Source organism: Chitinophaga sp. YR627, assembly GCF_900114995.1.
In the GTDB taxonomy this organism is placed as follows: Bacteria; Bacteroidota; Bacteroidia; order Chitinophagales; family Chitinophagaceae; genus Chitinophaga.
This window is the reverse complement of record NZ_FOUX01000006.1, coordinates 778,952-794,818: the sequence shown is the minus strand read 5'-3', so window position 1 is coordinate 794,818 and position 15,867 is coordinate 778,952. Positions and strand designations below refer to the sequence as shown.

13 protein-coding genes are annotated in these 15,867 nt (G+C 44.8%); 5 read left to right on the top strand and 8 right to left on the bottom strand.

What is annotated here, in order from left to right:
• Positions 1–17: 17 nt before the first annotated feature.
• From BMZ72_RS32235 to BMZ72_RS32220, 4 genes are all read left to right on the top strand, one after another.
• Positions 18–581: a K(+)-transporting ATPase subunit C gene (locus tag BMZ72_RS32235; RefSeq protein ID WP_089814908.1), complete on the top strand. Its 564-nt coding sequence runs from the start codon at positions 18–20 to the stop codon at positions 579–581.
• 11 nt (positions 582–592) lie between these two features.
• A complete protein-coding gene (locus tag BMZ72_RS32230) occupies positions 593–1,186 on the top strand; it encodes a GNAT family N-acetyltransferase (RefSeq protein ID WP_089814906.1) in 594 nt (197 codons plus the stop codon).
• Between the two features lie 113 nt (positions 1,187–1,299).
• Positions 1,300–2,424, top strand: coding sequence for a sensor protein KdpD (locus BMZ72_RS32225; protein WP_089814904.1), 1,125 nt, complete (start codon positions 1,300–1,302; stop codon positions 2,422–2,424).
• 1 nt (position 2,425) lies between these two features.
• On the top strand, positions 2,426–4,126 hold the full coding sequence (locus BMZ72_RS32220; protein ID WP_089814901.1) for a HAMP domain-containing sensor histidine kinase: 1,701 nt from the start codon (positions 2,426–2,428) through the stop codon (positions 4,124–4,126).
• 63 nt (positions 4,127–4,189) lie between these two features.
• Here BMZ72_RS32220 and BMZ72_RS32215 read toward each other — a convergent pair whose 3' ends face one another.
• The 5 genes from BMZ72_RS32215 to BMZ72_RS32195 all read right to left on the bottom strand — a co-directional run bounded on the left by BMZ72_RS32215 (position 4,190) and on the right by BMZ72_RS32195 (position 9,113).
• Positions 4,190–5,116 carry an EndoS/ChiA family endoglycosidase gene (locus tag BMZ72_RS32215; RefSeq protein ID WP_143087843.1) on the bottom strand — a complete coding sequence of 309 codons (927 nt, stop codon included), beginning with the start codon at positions 5,114–5,116 and terminating at the stop codon, positions 4,190–4,192.
• Between the two features lie 205 nt (positions 5,117–5,321).
• Complete coding sequence (locus tag BMZ72_RS32210) at positions 5,322–5,750, bottom strand: acyl-CoA thioesterase (RefSeq protein WP_089814897.1); 429 nt, start codon at positions 5,748–5,750, stop codon at positions 5,322–5,324.
• A 138-nt stretch (positions 5,751–5,888) separates the two neighbouring features.
• A complete protein-coding gene (locus tag BMZ72_RS32205) occupies positions 5,889–7,256 on the bottom strand; it encodes a porin (protein ID WP_089814895.1) in 1,368 nt (455 codons plus the stop codon).
• 579 nt (positions 7,257–7,835) lie between these two features.
• Positions 7,836–8,108 (bottom strand): DUF5952 family protein, encoded by a 273-nt coding sequence (locus tag BMZ72_RS32200; RefSeq protein WP_089814893.1) that lies wholly within the window; start codon positions 8,106–8,108, stop codon positions 7,836–7,838.
• 33 nt (positions 8,109–8,141) lie between these two features.
• The gene (locus tag BMZ72_RS32195) at positions 8,142–9,113 is read right to left on the bottom strand and encodes an acyltransferase domain-containing protein (RefSeq protein ID WP_089814891.1); all 972 of its coding nucleotides are present in this window, start codon (positions 9,111–9,113) and stop codon (positions 8,142–8,144) included.
• A 464-nt stretch (positions 9,114–9,577) separates the two neighbouring features.
• Between BMZ72_RS32195 and BMZ72_RS32190 the strand changes: the two genes are divergently transcribed.
• On the top strand, positions 9,578–10,090 hold the full coding sequence (locus tag BMZ72_RS32190; RefSeq protein ID WP_089814889.1) for an RNA polymerase sigma factor: 513 nt from the start codon (positions 9,578–9,580) through the stop codon (positions 10,088–10,090).
• Between the two features lie 207 nt (positions 10,091–10,297).
• On the opposite strand, the gene BMZ72_RS32185 is transcribed toward BMZ72_RS32190, so the two are convergent.
• The 3 genes from BMZ72_RS32185 to BMZ72_RS32175 all read right to left on the bottom strand — a co-directional run bounded on the left by BMZ72_RS32185 (position 10,298) and on the right by BMZ72_RS32175 (position 15,811).
• Positions 10,298–11,035, bottom strand: coding sequence for a hypothetical protein (locus BMZ72_RS32185; protein WP_089814887.1), 738 nt, complete (start codon positions 11,033–11,035; stop codon positions 10,298–10,300).
• An 82-nt stretch (positions 11,036–11,117) separates the two neighbouring features.
• Positions 11,118–12,470 carry a hypothetical protein gene (locus BMZ72_RS32180; protein WP_089814886.1) on the bottom strand — a complete coding sequence of 451 codons (1,353 nt, stop codon included), beginning with the start codon at positions 12,468–12,470 and terminating at the stop codon, positions 11,118–11,120.
• 68 nt (positions 12,471–12,538) lie between these two features.
• Positions 12,539–15,811, bottom strand: a complete 3,273-nt coding sequence (locus BMZ72_RS32175) for a TonB-dependent receptor (protein WP_089814884.1) — start codon at positions 15,809–15,811, stop codon at positions 12,539–12,541.
• Positions 15,812–15,867 lie beyond the last annotated feature (56 nt).

Here is a 15,867-nt window from a genome sequence, read left to right as displayed (position 1 = left end):
AGTTCAAAACAATTACCATGAAAAAGTATATCTGGCCATCTGTAAAACTCACCATTTTTATGATACTTGTACTCGCAGTACTGTATCCAGCCCTGATCGCTGCCGTATCCAAAGCAGCACCGGGACAGGGAAAGGGGAAAACAATCTCTGTAAATGGGAAAGTAGTTGGCTACGAAAACGTCGGACAGAAATTCACTGATGATAAATACTTCAACGGCCGTCCCTCTGCCGTTGATTACAACGCAGCCAGCTCCGCAGGTTCCAACAAAGCAGCTTCCAATCCGGACTATCAAAAACTGGTACAGGAACGTATCGATACCTTCCTGATACATAACCCTGGTATCAACAGGGAAGACATCCCTGCCGAACTGGTAACAGCTTCAGGTAGTGGGCTTGATCCGGACATCTCTCCTGCTGCTGCGATGATACAGATAAAACGCGTCGCAGCTGCACGTCATCTTTCAGAAAATAAAGTGATGGCACTCGTATCTGATCATATCCGCGGCCCATGGCTGGGAATGGCAGGTCCTGCAAAAGTAAACGTACTCAAACTCAATATCGCACTCGATACATTAAAATAAACGAACCCGAAATGGACAACGATAGAGTAATAGTCAGAAAGGCGGTGCTCTCCGACTGTAAATATGCCGCTATGATCACGGCTGAAATGGAAGCATCCGCCAAAGCAAGGGGTACCGGTATCAGCAAACGTTCCGTATCCGCTATTATGAAAAAGATAAGAGAAGGGAAAGCCGTTATCGCACTGACCGTAAATAAGATCTGGGTGGGCTTCTCCTACATAGAGAGCTGGAGCAACGGCGCATTTGTATCCAACTCAGGTATGATCGTTAATCCGACATTCCGCGGACAGGGAATCGCCTCCCGTATCAAAAGGAGAATATTCCAGTTGTCACGTGAAAAATATCCGGAGGCAAAACTATTCAGCATTACAAGTGGACTGGCCATTATGCGCATGAACAGCAAATTAGGTTTTTTACCAGTCACCTTTAATGAAATAACCAGGGACCCTGAATTCTGGAAAGGATGCAAGAGTTGTGTTAACTTTAATATCCTGCAAAAGAAAGGGTGCCAGAACTGCCTCTGTACGGCAATGCTTTTTACGCCTCCTGCCGTGCAAAAAGAAGAAGAAAAAGAAGGGCTGCTGTTAGCAGCAGGCGCTTACTGATCTTCTTACATGATTGATCTCACTTCTTCCGTACCAAGCATCGGGACGCTTCTCCTCATGAGAAGAACAGCCTGGGCCTGGACGGAAAGTGAGTTTTTTGAACACTACAGCAAATGAGCGACAAAGACAATAACGCCCAGCACTTCCTCGACCTGATCCGTCAGTCCAGAAGAGGAAAGTTTAAAATATACATCGGAATGAGCGCCGGTGTAGGCAAGACCTACCGCATGCTGCAGGAGGCCAGGACATTGCTACGCAATGGCGTCGATATCAAGATCGCCTATATAGAAACACACAACCGTGCGGAAACACATGCCCTCCTCGACGGACTGCCCATCATTCCCCGCAGGGAACTGTTCTACAAAGGCAAAGCGCTGGAAGAACTCGATATGCAGGCGGTCCTGAACCTGCACCCGGAAGTAGTCGTTATCGATGAACTGGCCCATACCAATATCGAAGGCAGTAAAAATGAGAAACGCTGGCAGGATGTGATGGAAATACTGGAAGCCGGCATCAATGTCATCAGCGCCGTCAATATCCAGCATATCGAAGGCCTGCAGGATGAAGTAAAGAATATTACCGGTGTAGATGTGGCCGAACGTATTCCCGACCTCGTACTGCAACAGGCGGACGAAGTGGTGAACATCGACCTGACGGCAGACGAACTGGTCACCCGGCTCAAAGAAGGTAAGATCTATACCGCGGACAAGATCGCCGTTGCCATGAAAAACTTCTTTCAGCCGGAGAGAATACTACAGCTCAGGGAACTGGCCCTCAAGGAAGTGGCCACCCAGGTAGAACGTAAGATCGAATCTTCCCTCCCCCGCACCGCACATCCCCGGAATGAACGTTTCCTGGCCTGCGTCAGCAGCAATCATGTGATCGCTAAAAAGGTCATTCGTAAAACCGCCAGACTGGCCGCTTACTATCAGTCCAAATGGTATGTGCTCTATGTACAGACACCCAAAGAAGATGGCGACAAGATCGGTCTGGCAGAACAACGTCACCTGATCAATAACTTCAAACTCGCAATGGAGCTGGGTGGAGAAGTCATAAAGGTAAAAAACAGTAATATTGCTAAAAGTATTATGCAGACCGCCGACGAAAAAAAGGTCACTACGATCTGCCTCGGCAAACCTCATTTGAATGTAATGGGGATGCTGCTGAATACAGCCGTTTTCTCCCAGCTGTTAGGTAAGCTGTCAGAATCGGACATTGACATCATAATTCTTTCCTGACATGCGCCTCAAGACGAAATTAAGTATAGGCATCGGATTCTTATTTATCGCAATTCTTATCTCCGGTATCCTGGGTATCTACTCCATACACCAGCTGAAAAAGGACGCGCGCCTGATATTGGAAGACAACTACGAAACCCTCGTGTACAGCAACAATATGCTGTCCCTGATGGATCGCGTACCTTTTGATTCAGCGGTATTACGTGAGTTCAACGACAACCTGGTAAAACAGGAAGCCAATATCACCGAACAGGGAGAAGCAGCAGCGACTGCCGCCGTCAGGAATATCTTCGAACAGCTCAGGCACGATCCCGATAATGATTCCCTGCAAAGTATTATCCGCCGGAAAATATACCAGATCAATACCGCCAACCAACAGGCGATCTTTCGTAAAAACTCACTCGCTGAAAGCAACGCAAGACGCTTTAGTAATTTCACCATGATCATCTTTGGCTTCCTGGCACTGATCGCATTTACACTGGCCGTCAACTTCCCCGGTATTATCAGTGAGCCGGTAAAAGCCCTTTCTGATGGTATAAAGGCGATCGTGAACAAAGACTATTCTAAAAGGATCCGTATCTCACAACATGATGAATTCGGCGAACTGGCCCAGGCATTTAACAGTATGGCCGAAAAACTCGATGAATACGAGCATAGTAATCTGGCGAAGATAAAATTTGAGAAAAGCCGTATTGACACCATCATCAACCAGATGAATGATGGTATCATCGGACTGGATGAAAACAGGCACCTGCTCTTCCTGAATAAAGTCGCAGAGAAACTACTCGGACTCCGCGAAGTAGAGATCATGGGACAATATGCCCCCGATATCGCTGTCAACAATGACCTGATGCGCAGTCTGCTGAAAACGGATAGTCCGGCGAAAGAACTGAAGATCTTTGCCGACCAGAAAGAAAGCTATTTCCACCTCGATATACGCAATGTCACCAATAATGAAAAGGTGATCGGTCAGGTGATCGTACTACGGAATATCACCCCCTTCCATGAACTGAATGAAGCGAAAACCAACTTCATCGCTACTATCTCACATGAACTGAAAACACCGATCGCCTCTATTAAAATGAGTGCACAGCTGCTGACTGACACCCGGGTGGGAGAAGTCAACAGAGAACAGGAAGAACTGGTAAGGAGTATTACAGATGATGCCAACCGGCTGTTGAAGATCACCAGTGAACTGCTGAATATCAGTCAGGTGGAAACGGGCCATATACAATTGAAGATAGAACCTGTATTCCCGGATATCATTATCGATAATGCCACCAATACCGTCAGCGCACTGGCACAGCAAAAGAATATCGCCATACGCATTCACAACAACACCCATGCACATAAGATCATGACAGATCCGGAGAAAACAGCCTGGGTACTGACGAACTTCCTCACCAATGCCGTGAAGTATTCGCCGGAAGATGGCGAGATAGAACTGACCACAACTGTCCGTAATAACAGCGTTGCGTTTTCCGTAGCAGATCATGGCCGGGGGATCGAAGAAAAGTACCTCTCCAGGATCTTCGACAGGTATTTCAAAGTACCCGGTACGCCGGAAAAAGTAGGTACAGGATTAGGCCTGTCCATCTCCCGGGAGTTTATTGAGGCACAGGGAGGACAGATATGGGTGGATAGTACGCTGGGAGAAGGAAGTACATTCGGATTTACCCTGCCCCTGTTCGCTGCGGAATGAAAATAGAAAAGCCACCTCTCTCTGGGAAAGATGGCTCTCTGATTCTAAAGCTGGCTGACATCTTTAATTCAATGCCCTGAATATGGTATTCGTATAGGCAGAATCTACGTTCCCGGCAAACACCATGATACCGGCCTTATTGCCACTGGAAGGCAACCAGGAAGCGGCAGCTGTAGCGTTGCTGAGCGTATTATATTGTTTGGAAACACCGATCATTGTTTTGGCAGAACCAATAGAATTGGCCCAACGGTTAAAGCGGGTCGTATTGTTCTGAAAATAACCCATGTCTTCCACGAAGTTCAGGTATTGGGCAACTGAAGGCGTCTGACCGATGGCATACCCCGCCTGCGCACCACTGTAAATAGCGGCAGTATACACGGTATTGGCACTATTAGATGACAGCGGACCGAAATAAGTCCCAAACTGTTTAACCAGGTTCGTAAAATTGGTATTGGCGGCTGTACTGCCCAGGTGTTCCACATCCAGTGCGATACCATCAAAATGCAGAGAGTCAACGATACAGGTCTTTACAAAGGAGGCAAACTGCTGATAGTTCAGTCCCTGTCCGTTGTAAGTGGTGAATGGTGTGGTCGTATTCCAGGAAGGTGCGTCATCAACGTTCATCAGGACCTTTACACCACGTTGCTGTAAGACCTTCACATGGTCTTTGATGGCTTTGTAAGAATGGTAGTTGGGATTGACATTCAGGATATAGGCGTTCGGACTGCCATAATGCGCAGAATCAGCCATCTCCCAGGCAGTACCTTCGAAAAGGACAACTACATTAGCATCATTGGCAAACTGTGTCAGCGGCAGCTGATTAGGGGTAGCATCAAAGGCATAATAAGCTACTTTGAAATGGGCAGGTAATGCCTCTGTAGCTGCTTCTTTAGTGTCTGAAGATCGTTCCGGCTGCGCAGCATCCTTTTTACAGGAAACGGCGAGGGTCACCAGGGTCGTGACCATGAACCAGGTCATGCATTTTTTCATATACAAAGGAAATTGGGTTACACAGATTGTTCAGCATCGTAATTTAGGCTATTCTGTGTACCAAATTTCCTTTGCGCTATTCCGGACAAATAATATATGTCCAGTTTCACGGGCTGGGCTGTCCGGTTTCGGCACAATCGCTGTGATGCAAAAAAAATCCCGGACAACTGTCGTCATCCGGGAATATTAACTATAACAAAACGTCTTATTTCAGTGTTGCGATATCCAGTTTAGGAGCATCTTTTACTTTCTCCGCCATCTCAGCCGGCAGATAAGGACGGCCTCCTGCAGCAGCCACACAGGTACCTGTGAATACGGCGCTTGTCATCACCTTACCATTCATGATGATGGATTGCTTGAAATGCAGCCTCGGCTGACCACCAGCATCGGCATGCAGTTCACAGGTTACAGTGAATTCGTCATCCTTTTTCAGGGAACGTAAAAACTTCAGGGTATACTGAGACAATACCATATGCACACCTTTTGCAGCTTCTTCGGCAAAGTCAAAACCCAGCACTTCCTTAATATAATCGTGTCTGCACCACTCCATGTAAAAAGGATAGTACAAACCATCCATGATACCCTGCACGTCGATATGCTCTTCTTTTACCTTATAGATTTTTGAATACTCCATGACTTACTACCGTTTTTATGTGGCCGCAAATATACGGCTAAAAAACGTGCGGCGATACCCTCCCATATCCCCTAATATGGGGATAAAAAAATGCTCCCCGGCGTTCCCGGAGAGCATTATCTATTTTAAAAGAATGCACTATAATCTGAATAAAGCGGCCAATATGAATCTCGTTTCAGACTTAACCAGGTCTGGACGCCAGTTAGGGTCTAATGGAGTGGTTGAATATCCCGTCTGAGAGGTAACACCACCTTCTCCTGCAAAATAAGGAACATTCGCATGTCTGTTTACAAGCTCAAAACGGAATGTCAGACTCTGATTAGGCATATAGTCAAAGTTTGTAGACATATCCCAGCCTTTAAACTTATCGCCCGGATTAGCGCTGAATGGGAATGCGCCCTCAGTTTGTGTCGGATTGTTAGGGTTTGGCAGCGGACTTGCCTGACCTGTAGGATAAAGCACAAGATATCTTCCCGGATTACTCATGATACCACCACCCACAGTCCATGCAAATTTATTTCTGTTAAACCAGATACGGTTGTAAAACATTGCACTCGCAAAATACTGTGCAGGACCTTTTACACTATCCCCCTTGAAGCCATTTACACCACCGCCTTTTTCAAAACCAATATCACCAGTCAGAGAAAATGCCATACGGCTAATACCTCTTGATTTAGGTTTGTTATAATACCTTACCAGTAAACTATTGTCTGAATGGAAACGCTTTCTTTCAGGAAGCCCTCCGGCATCAGAGCCATAGTAATCATTGGTCAGCAATTTCAGGTTGCTATTGTCTGGCATCCAGGTAACGTTAAACCCAAAGCCAGGCATTTTATTAAATTTACCATAGCTCTGCCAGCCATTAATAATCCATGGTTCAATTTTCAGATTCTTTGTAGGATAGATCTGAACACGTAACCCGTTAAAAAACCATGGCGTGTTATCAGATGTAAACGATGCCTGATATTCCCAGTTCTCCGGTTGATAATAAGAGTTCAGACCGATGTAACTCATGAACATACCCGCGTCAATATTAATACCATACCATTTATTGATATGATAACCTACATATGCTTCACTGAGGTAACGATATACGTTTGCCAGCTGGTACTGTCCGCGATAAGGGCTAACATCATTACGTGGTACAACAATAGACCTTGTACCAAACTGTGTCATGACCCTGGCACGGGCGCCCTTATAGTAGAAATCGCCTCCGAAATGCAACGCCGACAGCTGCACCTCATTATTACGGGCCAGGGCAGTAGAACCAACTACCGTATTGTCATTAGGTTTATTAAAGGAATGAGTATAGTTTACATCCATCAAAATGCTGGGAGTAAAAAACTTCATGTCTTGAAATACAGAATATTCTCTTCTGTCACTTCCATTCTGCCAGGTCTGATCAATTCCCTCAAACGGGATCTTTTCCGTAGTAGAGGTGGTGTCCTGTGCAATAGTGCATACAGTTCTTGTAGCTAGTACAAATACTAAAATTGCTTTTTTCATTGGTTTTGTAATGTTTTGTTCGCCTATCAAACAATCGTTCGTTAGTTTCCACACCTATGCCAAACGATATACCATCTTCTTCGGTATTAGCGCTCAAATACTACAAACCCCTTAACCAGGCTGGGTATCCGCCCTTTTTCCTGATATACCGCCACATCACGAAAACAAAAAAAACCTTCTCATGTTGAGAAGGTTTTATCAGATTGGCAGGATAGGATACCGTTAACGAATGCTTTCGGTAACCACCTTACCTGAATCAGTTCAAAGGCTAACTAACAGCCCTGATTTATCAAATGTATAAACAGCCACTCAAATTGAGAAGGTATTCGCAAGCACTGGCATTATCCCGGACAACAAAACTGCCTAAATACCAACTAATTACAAAAATAAAAACAAAAAGGCATCGCGTTTGCCTAATCTGTCCTGTCAACCAATGGACGATTTTACATTGCTGTAAATAGTATACAAACGTAGCGTTTGCTGTTCTTAAGTGTTAGCTAACCGGCCGGAGTACCTTTGTACTTCGGCCTTCTCATTTTTAGCATAAAACGGCAGCCCTCCTTCACTAGATGAGCCAGCTCAGTCTATAGTAAAACAGGCATAAAAAGCCTCTCTGATATTATCCAGTTCATCTACTTCCTCACCACTGCAGATCACTTCAGTGCCCGATAACAAATAGTCGATCACCTGTTGTATACGGATCACAATCGGCTTGAAATGATGTTTGCTGATGAACATGTACTTGTCCTCTATCTGGGGCCTGGTAACGGCGTCTGCCCTAAGGGTGTGATTAACAAGGATACCTGCTTCATTGATAAACTCGCAGTTGATCGTTAATGTATACTTCTCCATACACGAACTATTTTAATCATAAAAAAAGAATAGCTAACTATAAAGCGAGAGTGCCTGTCGTTGCTGCACTAGCAACCTGAGGTTTTTCAACTCCTGCCCGAAAGGATTCATGATCATATGTCTTGTTGATGCAGACGAGGGCGAAAGTATTTTTGTCAGCAGCTGATTACAGTTACCTGAAGGACTACAATCCACATAGAAACAGGGCCCGCCTGCTTCCAGCTGATTCACTGCTGCCGTAAACCGGATTGGCTCCCGCACAGCATCCCAGCAATAAGCCGCATCTACACTAAAGAGCTGTCTGGCCTGTACGCCTGAAAAGAAAGAGATGGCGGGCTGCGAAAAGCTGACGTTACGCAGCGTATTAAGGAACTGATCCCTGGCGCTATCCAGCAGGAGATTATGAAAAGGATACTTCACAGGAAGTATACTATACGGTAATCCCTTACCATCCAGATATGCCTGTATCGCTATCAGTGCACCCTGACTGGCAGACAAGGTAAAATGTCCTTCATAGTTAACGGACATCAAAGCTGCATTATCCCGTAATAAAGGCGTTGCATCATACAATGCAGGGTTGCCAAGAATAGAGATCATCCCTCCTTTACAACATTGCTGTTCAATAATACGCGCCTGTTCTATCAATGCATACAGCATATCTACCGGACGTACCGCACCACTTACCGCAGCCGCTACGGTTTCTCCAAGATTACTGCCCAGCACACAATCCGGTCGTATATGCATCTCCTCCTGGAGATATCTCGCCATGGCATACTGTATCATGAAGACCGCCGGATTAGAGAACCGGATATCATCAAATACATCATCACGACCATGGTATCTGTCATAAATATATTCGACAACAGATGCGCCCATCATTTTGCGCACCTCCTTATCGAGGGTCAACAGGGTATGGCGGAAATACACATTGGTATTGAACAGTTCCGCGCCCATATTGTAATACTGACAACCCTGTCCGGCAAACAGGAAAACGATAGTAGGCATAGTTGGAAATTTGGGATTTATATCATAAAATAAATGGTCTTTAATGATTTCAGTCGAACAGCGATTCAACCTGCTATGTTGCGGTGTGCATATTGTTTTTTAAAATAGGGTGCCTTAAATACAAGGTTTTGCTGATATCCGGGGTTTCCATTTTTAAGCAATGCTATGGGTTATCAATCACTGGGGGCTACAAACCAGCTGAATATCTTATTGCTTTAAACTGAGAATATCAACTAAACTAAATTAATATAATAAACTCAAATTAACAAGTGGGTGCACAGGAATTACATGGAAATTAACAGCAGATATTTAAAAACTATATGCATTTAAATAAAATCATTTCATCATGAAAAATGACCGCACTTACCAGGTATTTATCTAATGTTCAAAAGTAGCTGCCGGTATTGTAAGTGTTAACATTCAGTTAATCTACGAAGGTTATCTTTAACACTCAATGTAATAGTATGATTTTGTCCTTGAGCCCCGCCAAGAGAAAAGAGTTCAACACTATTTACCATGCCACTCATGGAAGACTGTACAATACATTTTTAAAGTTGACCAAAGATGAGACACTCGTAAAAGATATTCTTCAACAATGTTACCTGAAGCTCTGGGAAAACTGGGAGCAGATTACCGACAAAACAGACATATATCCGTTACTTTTCACCTATTCACGTAACATCTTCATTGACGAATTACGCAAGATAAAAGCCAGAAAGACTTTATTGCAACATATCAGCGCTTCCGGGGAAAACAGCGTAAGTTCTGAAGAGCACTATATACTGAAAGAATGCCTGGCCACCGTGAACACTGCTGTAAAACATATGCCGGCGAGAAGAAGAGAAGTATATAAACTGGCGCTGGAAGAAGGCATGAGCAGAAGGAACATTGCAGACCTGCTTTCATTATCACCCAATACTATTGATTGTCATTTACAGGAAGCCATGAAAACGATTCGCACCATTGTAAACAGTTAATCAGACAAAGATCCCTATATTAATTTTTTTCTTATTCCGTTGCAGGTAGTTTATTACCTGTTGTCCTATTATTTTTATTACCAAAAAATATTAAATTCGCGTAACAGCTTATAGCCAAATGCTGTAATAAATACGCAAAAAAATGCCGCTACCAGGAATAGCGGCATTTTTCTTTCTCTTTATCATAAAGCAGGGATTGCCGGCTTCCTATAGCTTCAAACCGATCAGTGGCTCAGCACTGATGAAAGTGAATGATTCGTCGCCGGCATTTAACAACTTCATCAGATAGACATTATTCTCATCAAAAGGGAAGATCATATTTCCCGCATAACTATCCACCGGCAGGATAATTTCACCTGTGGTGTGATCTGCCACTTCCAGGAAAAAGATACCGGCATCCGGCGCTTTCAGCTCGATGTAATCTGACGGGTTCAGGTACTGAATACCTTTCAGTTCGCCGATCTGTTTAAAAGAACCATCATTCACATCGATGTCATAGAAGCGAATATCAATTGTACGGCCTTTCAGCACGCCGGTTGTATCAATGTTCAGCAGGGCATATTTCCTTGTACCTTCAGCAGGGGCCGTCGTTGCAAGATCCGATCCGGATAGTATCAGTGGTCTGGAATCTCCACCCAGGTCAATCAAAGTATATTCAACACCAGGACGATCAATATCGATAAGGGTGTCTATTACATAGTCTTTCTTTCCTGCTTCCTTTATTTTCAATGCCTGCTTTCCTGTCACCACGTAACGTGATAATGCGCTTCCGGCACTGAGACTATCTTCCAGCACACTGTCTCCCACTGTAACTTCGTAGAAATGCTCCACGCTGGAGGAAGACAATCTGAAAGTAGCATAAGACGGCAACTCCGGAAGATCACCACGCTTCTGACAAGCGGTAAAGAAAGCAATTGTCAATAAAAGGAAGAAAATCTTTTTCATTTATTCGTTCATTTAATTTTAAAAACAGGTGCTGCTAATGCAGCACCTGTAACCTGTATAGTCAATACGTTTACATTAAAAATTAATAAGCAGCAGCATTAGGGTTATAAGATGCCCAGTTGTCATCCCAACGTACGCTACCTGCTGCACCGAATGCGCCTTTACCTGCACTTGCAGAACCAGCGATATAACGGAAGTCAGGAGCAGTAAAGTTGAATGGCAGTACCAGACCAACTGCGCTGTTTGTTGATGTTACAGTGCTCAGGGAGTTGCCAGTCCATCCTACCCATGCAGAAGTTGGGGTTGGAGCGACAGCAGCTACGAAGCTGTGTACAAGGCTGTTGCTGAATACACCATCACCTGCTGTAGAGATGTGGGTAACTGCACCAGCGCCATCGAAGATAACACCAGCTTCATCATAACCACCGATCACTGAGTTAGTCAGGTTGAAAGATGAATTTCTTCTCCAGCGTGCACCATAGAGCAGGCTGTCTCTTTTTGTAGATGAACCCAGGATAGTGAAGTTTGACAATGTAGGACGGGTGATTGGAGTTGCACCTGTACCGCCTGCGTTGTTGTCAGACTCAATACCGTTAGGATCTGCTGTCAAAGGAACACCAGGGTGTCTCAGAGAAACCGCATACTGGATGTTACCTACATAACCCAGATCAAAATCGAACTCATCATCATTGTTAGCATATGCCACCAGGTGTTTAGCGTTAACTGTACCTCCGAAAAACTCGAAAGCATCATCAGCGCCAAAAGATACCTGGATGCTATCCAGTACAGTACCGCTACCAACACCGCCTAAAGTCAGACCGTTGATTTCGTTACCATTACCCAGATCACGACCAGCATACTCGATACGTACACATTTCAGTGTACCACCGTCGTGAGATGCATTAGCACCACCATAAGTGATAGAATAACCAGCAGGAATTTCAGCTGCCAGGATGCCTTCGATCTGAGAACCGTTAGCGTTGGTTGGAGCATCACCCAGGATAATGATGCCACCCCAGTCGCCTGGTTTACGTTGACCTACAGCTTTGTCAGATGTGAAAACAATGGATGTTGTTGCGTTACCATCAGCGATCAGTTTACCACCTTTGGTTACGATCAGATAAGAAGTACCGCGTGTAGAATTAGATTTTCCCTTGATGAGGGTGTTTGGCTGTATCAGCAATGTGGCGCCACTCTGTACATAGGTAGGTCCGTCAAGGATCCATACTCTGTCATTGGTCAACGTAAATGTACCGCTGGCAATGGTAGCAGGAATAGTACCTGTGAGGGTAGGCCAGGTGCGGGTATCAGCGCCAACACCTGCGTTTACTGAACGATCGAACTGACCTTCTTGCTGGTCAATTGCACCTTCCTTTTTGCAGGAAGTAAAGATAGCCGAAGCAGCGATAGCTGCAATAAATACGCGTTTTAACATGAGGTTCCTTTTAAATAATGGTTAATAAACAATCTATATCGAGCTAAACAGGTTTTCAATCATTAAACTCAGAAAGTATAACTGGCACTTACCGTGAAGTTCCTTCCGTACCAGAACTTACGTCTCAGTTCATCATAGCGGCTGTCATATCTCTTGCCGCTGGGGTCTTCCGGGATGATCAGGTTTCCATACTGGTCAAACTGACCAGGTACACCTGACGCATCGGGTCTCCATATATTCTTGTGGTTATTGTAGTATCTTATTACCGGCTGGTTCAGCATATCTGCCGCATTCAGCTTGATCTCCGCTTTGTTGTTCTTCATAAACCGGTAGCTCAGCTGCAGATCAACTACATCTCTCGCCTTCTCATATTCATTATACTCATCCAGCTCTGAACCATAAATAATACGCTCTCCTACCCTGTTGTATACCAGGTTAAATCCAAGATGACTACCGGTATAGATCAGCCCTCCATTGATGATGTATGGCGCCTGACCAAACAGCGGACGGTTACGTTTAGCGGGTTGTATGATCTCTTTGTTATCGTCTATACGTATCCTCACCTCAGCATCATACTCCACCTTTGCATTGAGATAAGAGAAGTTACCCGACAGGTAAAGGTTTTTCAGAAATTCAGAATGCTCATTGATAAAGCCTGCCGACTTACGGAAATTCAATTCGAAACCCAGGTCAGTTGCCGACTTCATATTTACATATTGCATAGCCAGTACGTGAGAAGGTATCATCGCCGCCTCCAGCTGTAACTCTATCGGATCTTTAAATTTCTTATAGAAGGCAGAGAAAGAGATCAGTTCCTGTGGAGACGGATAGAACTCTATACGCAGGTCCACATTCCTGATAGCCGTTGGATGCAGATCATCCCCACTGATCCAGGTGTCTTCCTCCGGTTTATAGTATTCAAAGAATGATAACTCTCTCAGGTCAGGTCTTGCTACCGAATGATAGTAAGAAGCTCTTATATTGAATTTCGGTGTGATCTCGTAGATCAGATTAACAGATGGCAACCAATCGGTCTTGTCTATGGTCACCACAGTATCTGTCAGACTGATCGTACCGTCTCTCTTCGCACGTGTATCCAATGTCAGGGAACTCATGTAATTCTTTTCTACGCGCAGCCCACCGGCAAAACGTAACTTCTTCGCCAGGTGACCATCCAGCATCAGGTAACCTGCATGCAGGCGCTGATAAGCATCATATCCATTCGCACGTCCGCGGTCCTGGTTCTCTGAAGCCAGCATGGAAAAATAAATGAGCTTATTATATCCGAAATTTTCTCTGGAATACACGTTATAGTAAGGCAGCCCTATCAGCTTCGCCTGTAAATCAACAGCGCCTGCATCCGGTCTTATACTGAACTGCTCTGCTTCAAAATCAGCCTTACGGTAAGTACCCTGATAACCGGCTTTCAATGTCTGCTGCAAACCACCCAGTGTAAAAGGCTGTGAGCCTTCCGCACTCCAGGTATATCTGCGTTCTTTCAGATCTGAGAAGTAAGTGCTCGTACGCAGCTGGTTGGCATCATTGTATACATATCCGAAGATATCTGCACCCTGTGCCCTTTCTCCCATCACACGCTTGTTATCTGGTTCCTTTCTGTTGGTGAGAGACATACTGCCATTCCAGTTGAACTTGAAACCATTCTTCCCCAATGTATGTTCTCCTTCGAGTTTACCCTGGAAGATGGTATTGTATAAAGGAAAATTGGAAAAGGCATCGATATCTGTACCGGAGTAAAGGTTTTGTCCTTTGTATAATCTTGTTCTTTCGGTAAACTTCTGGGTGAAGATGCTCTTCATGCCAATTTTATGTTTTCCGAAAGAATAACCCAGGTTCAGCAAGCCACTGAGGTTATTTTCGAAGAGATATTCTTTCCCTTCGTAATAGTGGATCTGAATAGGTGCATGATCAATATAATCCTGTGCTGTCTGCTGGTTTCTATAGGTCAGTGCGAAGATACCGCCGAAGCGCTTACCATCTTTCAGCTGTTTCACCCTACCCACATTCAGCTCATAATCCTGTACAGGTCTTCCGGTAAAACGATACATGGTAAACCTGTTCGGAAATGCGGCGCTGATGGCGCCATATTTCTGACGGCTTTCATCACTGCTCCCGTAATAACCTTCTGAGATCAGTTTTGCATATTCACCTGACTGATAAGTACCTGGCAGTTTGCGACTGCCATCATCAAAACCCAGATAATCGTATTTACCTCTTTCTGGTCCGTAGAAATCCTTACCAGTTGCTTTCGTATTAAACCCGGTACCTAACTTGATACGTACAAAGTTTTCTACCGGAATATCTCTCGTCGTCATGTCCACCACACCACCGGAGAACTCTCCCGGCAAATCAGGCGTAGCTGTCTTGTATACCACTACATTATCGATCAGGGCACTGGGAATCACATCAAATGCGAAGTTGCGGGCATTGGGCTCTGTACTGGGTAACAGCGAGCCATTCAGCTGCACGTTGTTATAACGGTCGCTTAGTCCGCGTACGATTACAAAACGGTTATCCTGCACATTCAGTCCGCTTACACGATTCAGCACCTGGGCCACATTATTATCCGGCGTACGCAGGATCTGCTCTCTCACGATACCATCAATTGTAGCCGCGCTACTCTTCTGACGGGCAAACATTCCTTCAATAGACGCCTTTCTATAATCCGCCGTGATCACTACTTCATTCAGTGATTTGGAAGAGGGCTTCATGGAAATATCCAGTGGTGTATTTTCACCGGCCTTTACGATAATACCTGTAATACGACGGCTCAGGTAAGAAATGAAGCGCACTTCCATCGTGTAGGTACCCGCAGGTATCTCTATATTATAAGTACCATCTACACTACTCTGCATACCCTTGTTCACTTCAATAAGATGGATAGTAGCACCGGGCAGCATCTCTCCTTTTTCGTCGATCACACGGCCGCTGATCTGTCCCGGCTTTGGCTGCGCTACCGGCTGACGGGGAACGGTACTTATTCTTACCGCAATCTGTCTGTCATCTACATCATACACCAGGGTAGCCTGTTGCTGCAGATCGGTGAGCACTTTGCCAAGTGGTTGTTTATTAAAGACGGCGTGACGGATATTTACATTACCCGCAGCCTGTTTATCATAAGAAAATGAATAGCGTGTCTGTTTACCTATTGCCAGCAATACTTCATCGAGTGTAGCACGTTCCATATTGCAGGTGATCGCATCCCTCAATACGCTGACACCCTGCTGGGCATATGTGAATGGCAGGCATAAGGAAATAAATAAGACAGTCAAAAAGAATCTCTTCGTCGTTTTTTCAGATGCGACTTTCAAAGTAAGGAACATAGTTTCGTTTAATTTACCCTTTGGACAATACACTACAGTTAAGGTGCACGAGGTGC

Excerpts from the sequence above, each read along its gene's own strand:
- BMZ72_RS32230 (WP_089814906.1), top strand. The coding sequence starts at position 593 with ATGGACAACGATAGAGTAATAGTCAGAAAGGCGGTGCTCTCCGACTGT.
- BMZ72_RS32190 (WP_089814889.1), top strand. The coding sequence starts at position 9,578 with ATGATTTTGTCCTTGAGCCCCGCCAAGAGAAAAGAGTTCAACACTATT.
- BMZ72_RS32210 (WP_089814897.1), bottom strand. The coding sequence starts at position 5,750 with ATGGAGTATTCAAAAATCTATAAGGTAAAAGAAGAGCATATCGACGTG.
- BMZ72_RS32180 (WP_089814886.1), bottom strand. The coding sequence starts at position 12,470 with ATGTTAAAACGCGTATTTATTGCAGCTATCGCTGCTTCGGCTATCTTT.
- BMZ72_RS32200 (WP_089814893.1), bottom strand. The coding sequence starts at position 8,108 with ATGGAGAAGTATACATTAACGATCAACTGCGAGTTTATCAATGAAGCA.
- BMZ72_RS32215 (WP_143087843.1), bottom strand. The coding sequence starts at position 5,116 with ATGAAAAAATGCATGACCTGGTTCATGGTCACGACCCTGGTGACCCTC.
- BMZ72_RS32175 (WP_089814884.1), bottom strand. The coding sequence starts at position 15,811 with ATGTTCCTTACTTTGAAAGTCGCATCTGAAAAAACGACGAAGAGATTC.
- BMZ72_RS32225 (WP_089814904.1), top strand. The coding sequence starts at position 1,300 with ATGAGCGACAAAGACAATAACGCCCAGCACTTCCTCGACCTGATCCGT.
- BMZ72_RS32220 (WP_089814901.1), top strand. The coding sequence starts at position 2,426 with ATGCGCCTCAAGACGAAATTAAGTATAGGCATCGGATTCTTATTTATC.
- BMZ72_RS32185 (WP_089814887.1), bottom strand. The coding sequence starts at position 11,035 with ATGAAAAAGATTTTCTTCCTTTTATTGACAATTGCTTTCTTTACCGCT.
- BMZ72_RS32195 (WP_089814891.1), bottom strand. The coding sequence starts at position 9,113 with ATGCCTACTATCGTTTTCCTGTTTGCCGGACAGGGTTGTCAGTATTAC.
- BMZ72_RS32235 (WP_089814908.1), top strand. The coding sequence starts at position 18 with ATGAAAAAGTATATCTGGCCATCTGTAAAACTCACCATTTTTATGATA.
- BMZ72_RS32205 (WP_089814895.1), bottom strand. The coding sequence starts at position 7,256 with ATGAAAAAAGCAATTTTAGTATTTGTACTAGCTACAAGAACTGTATGC.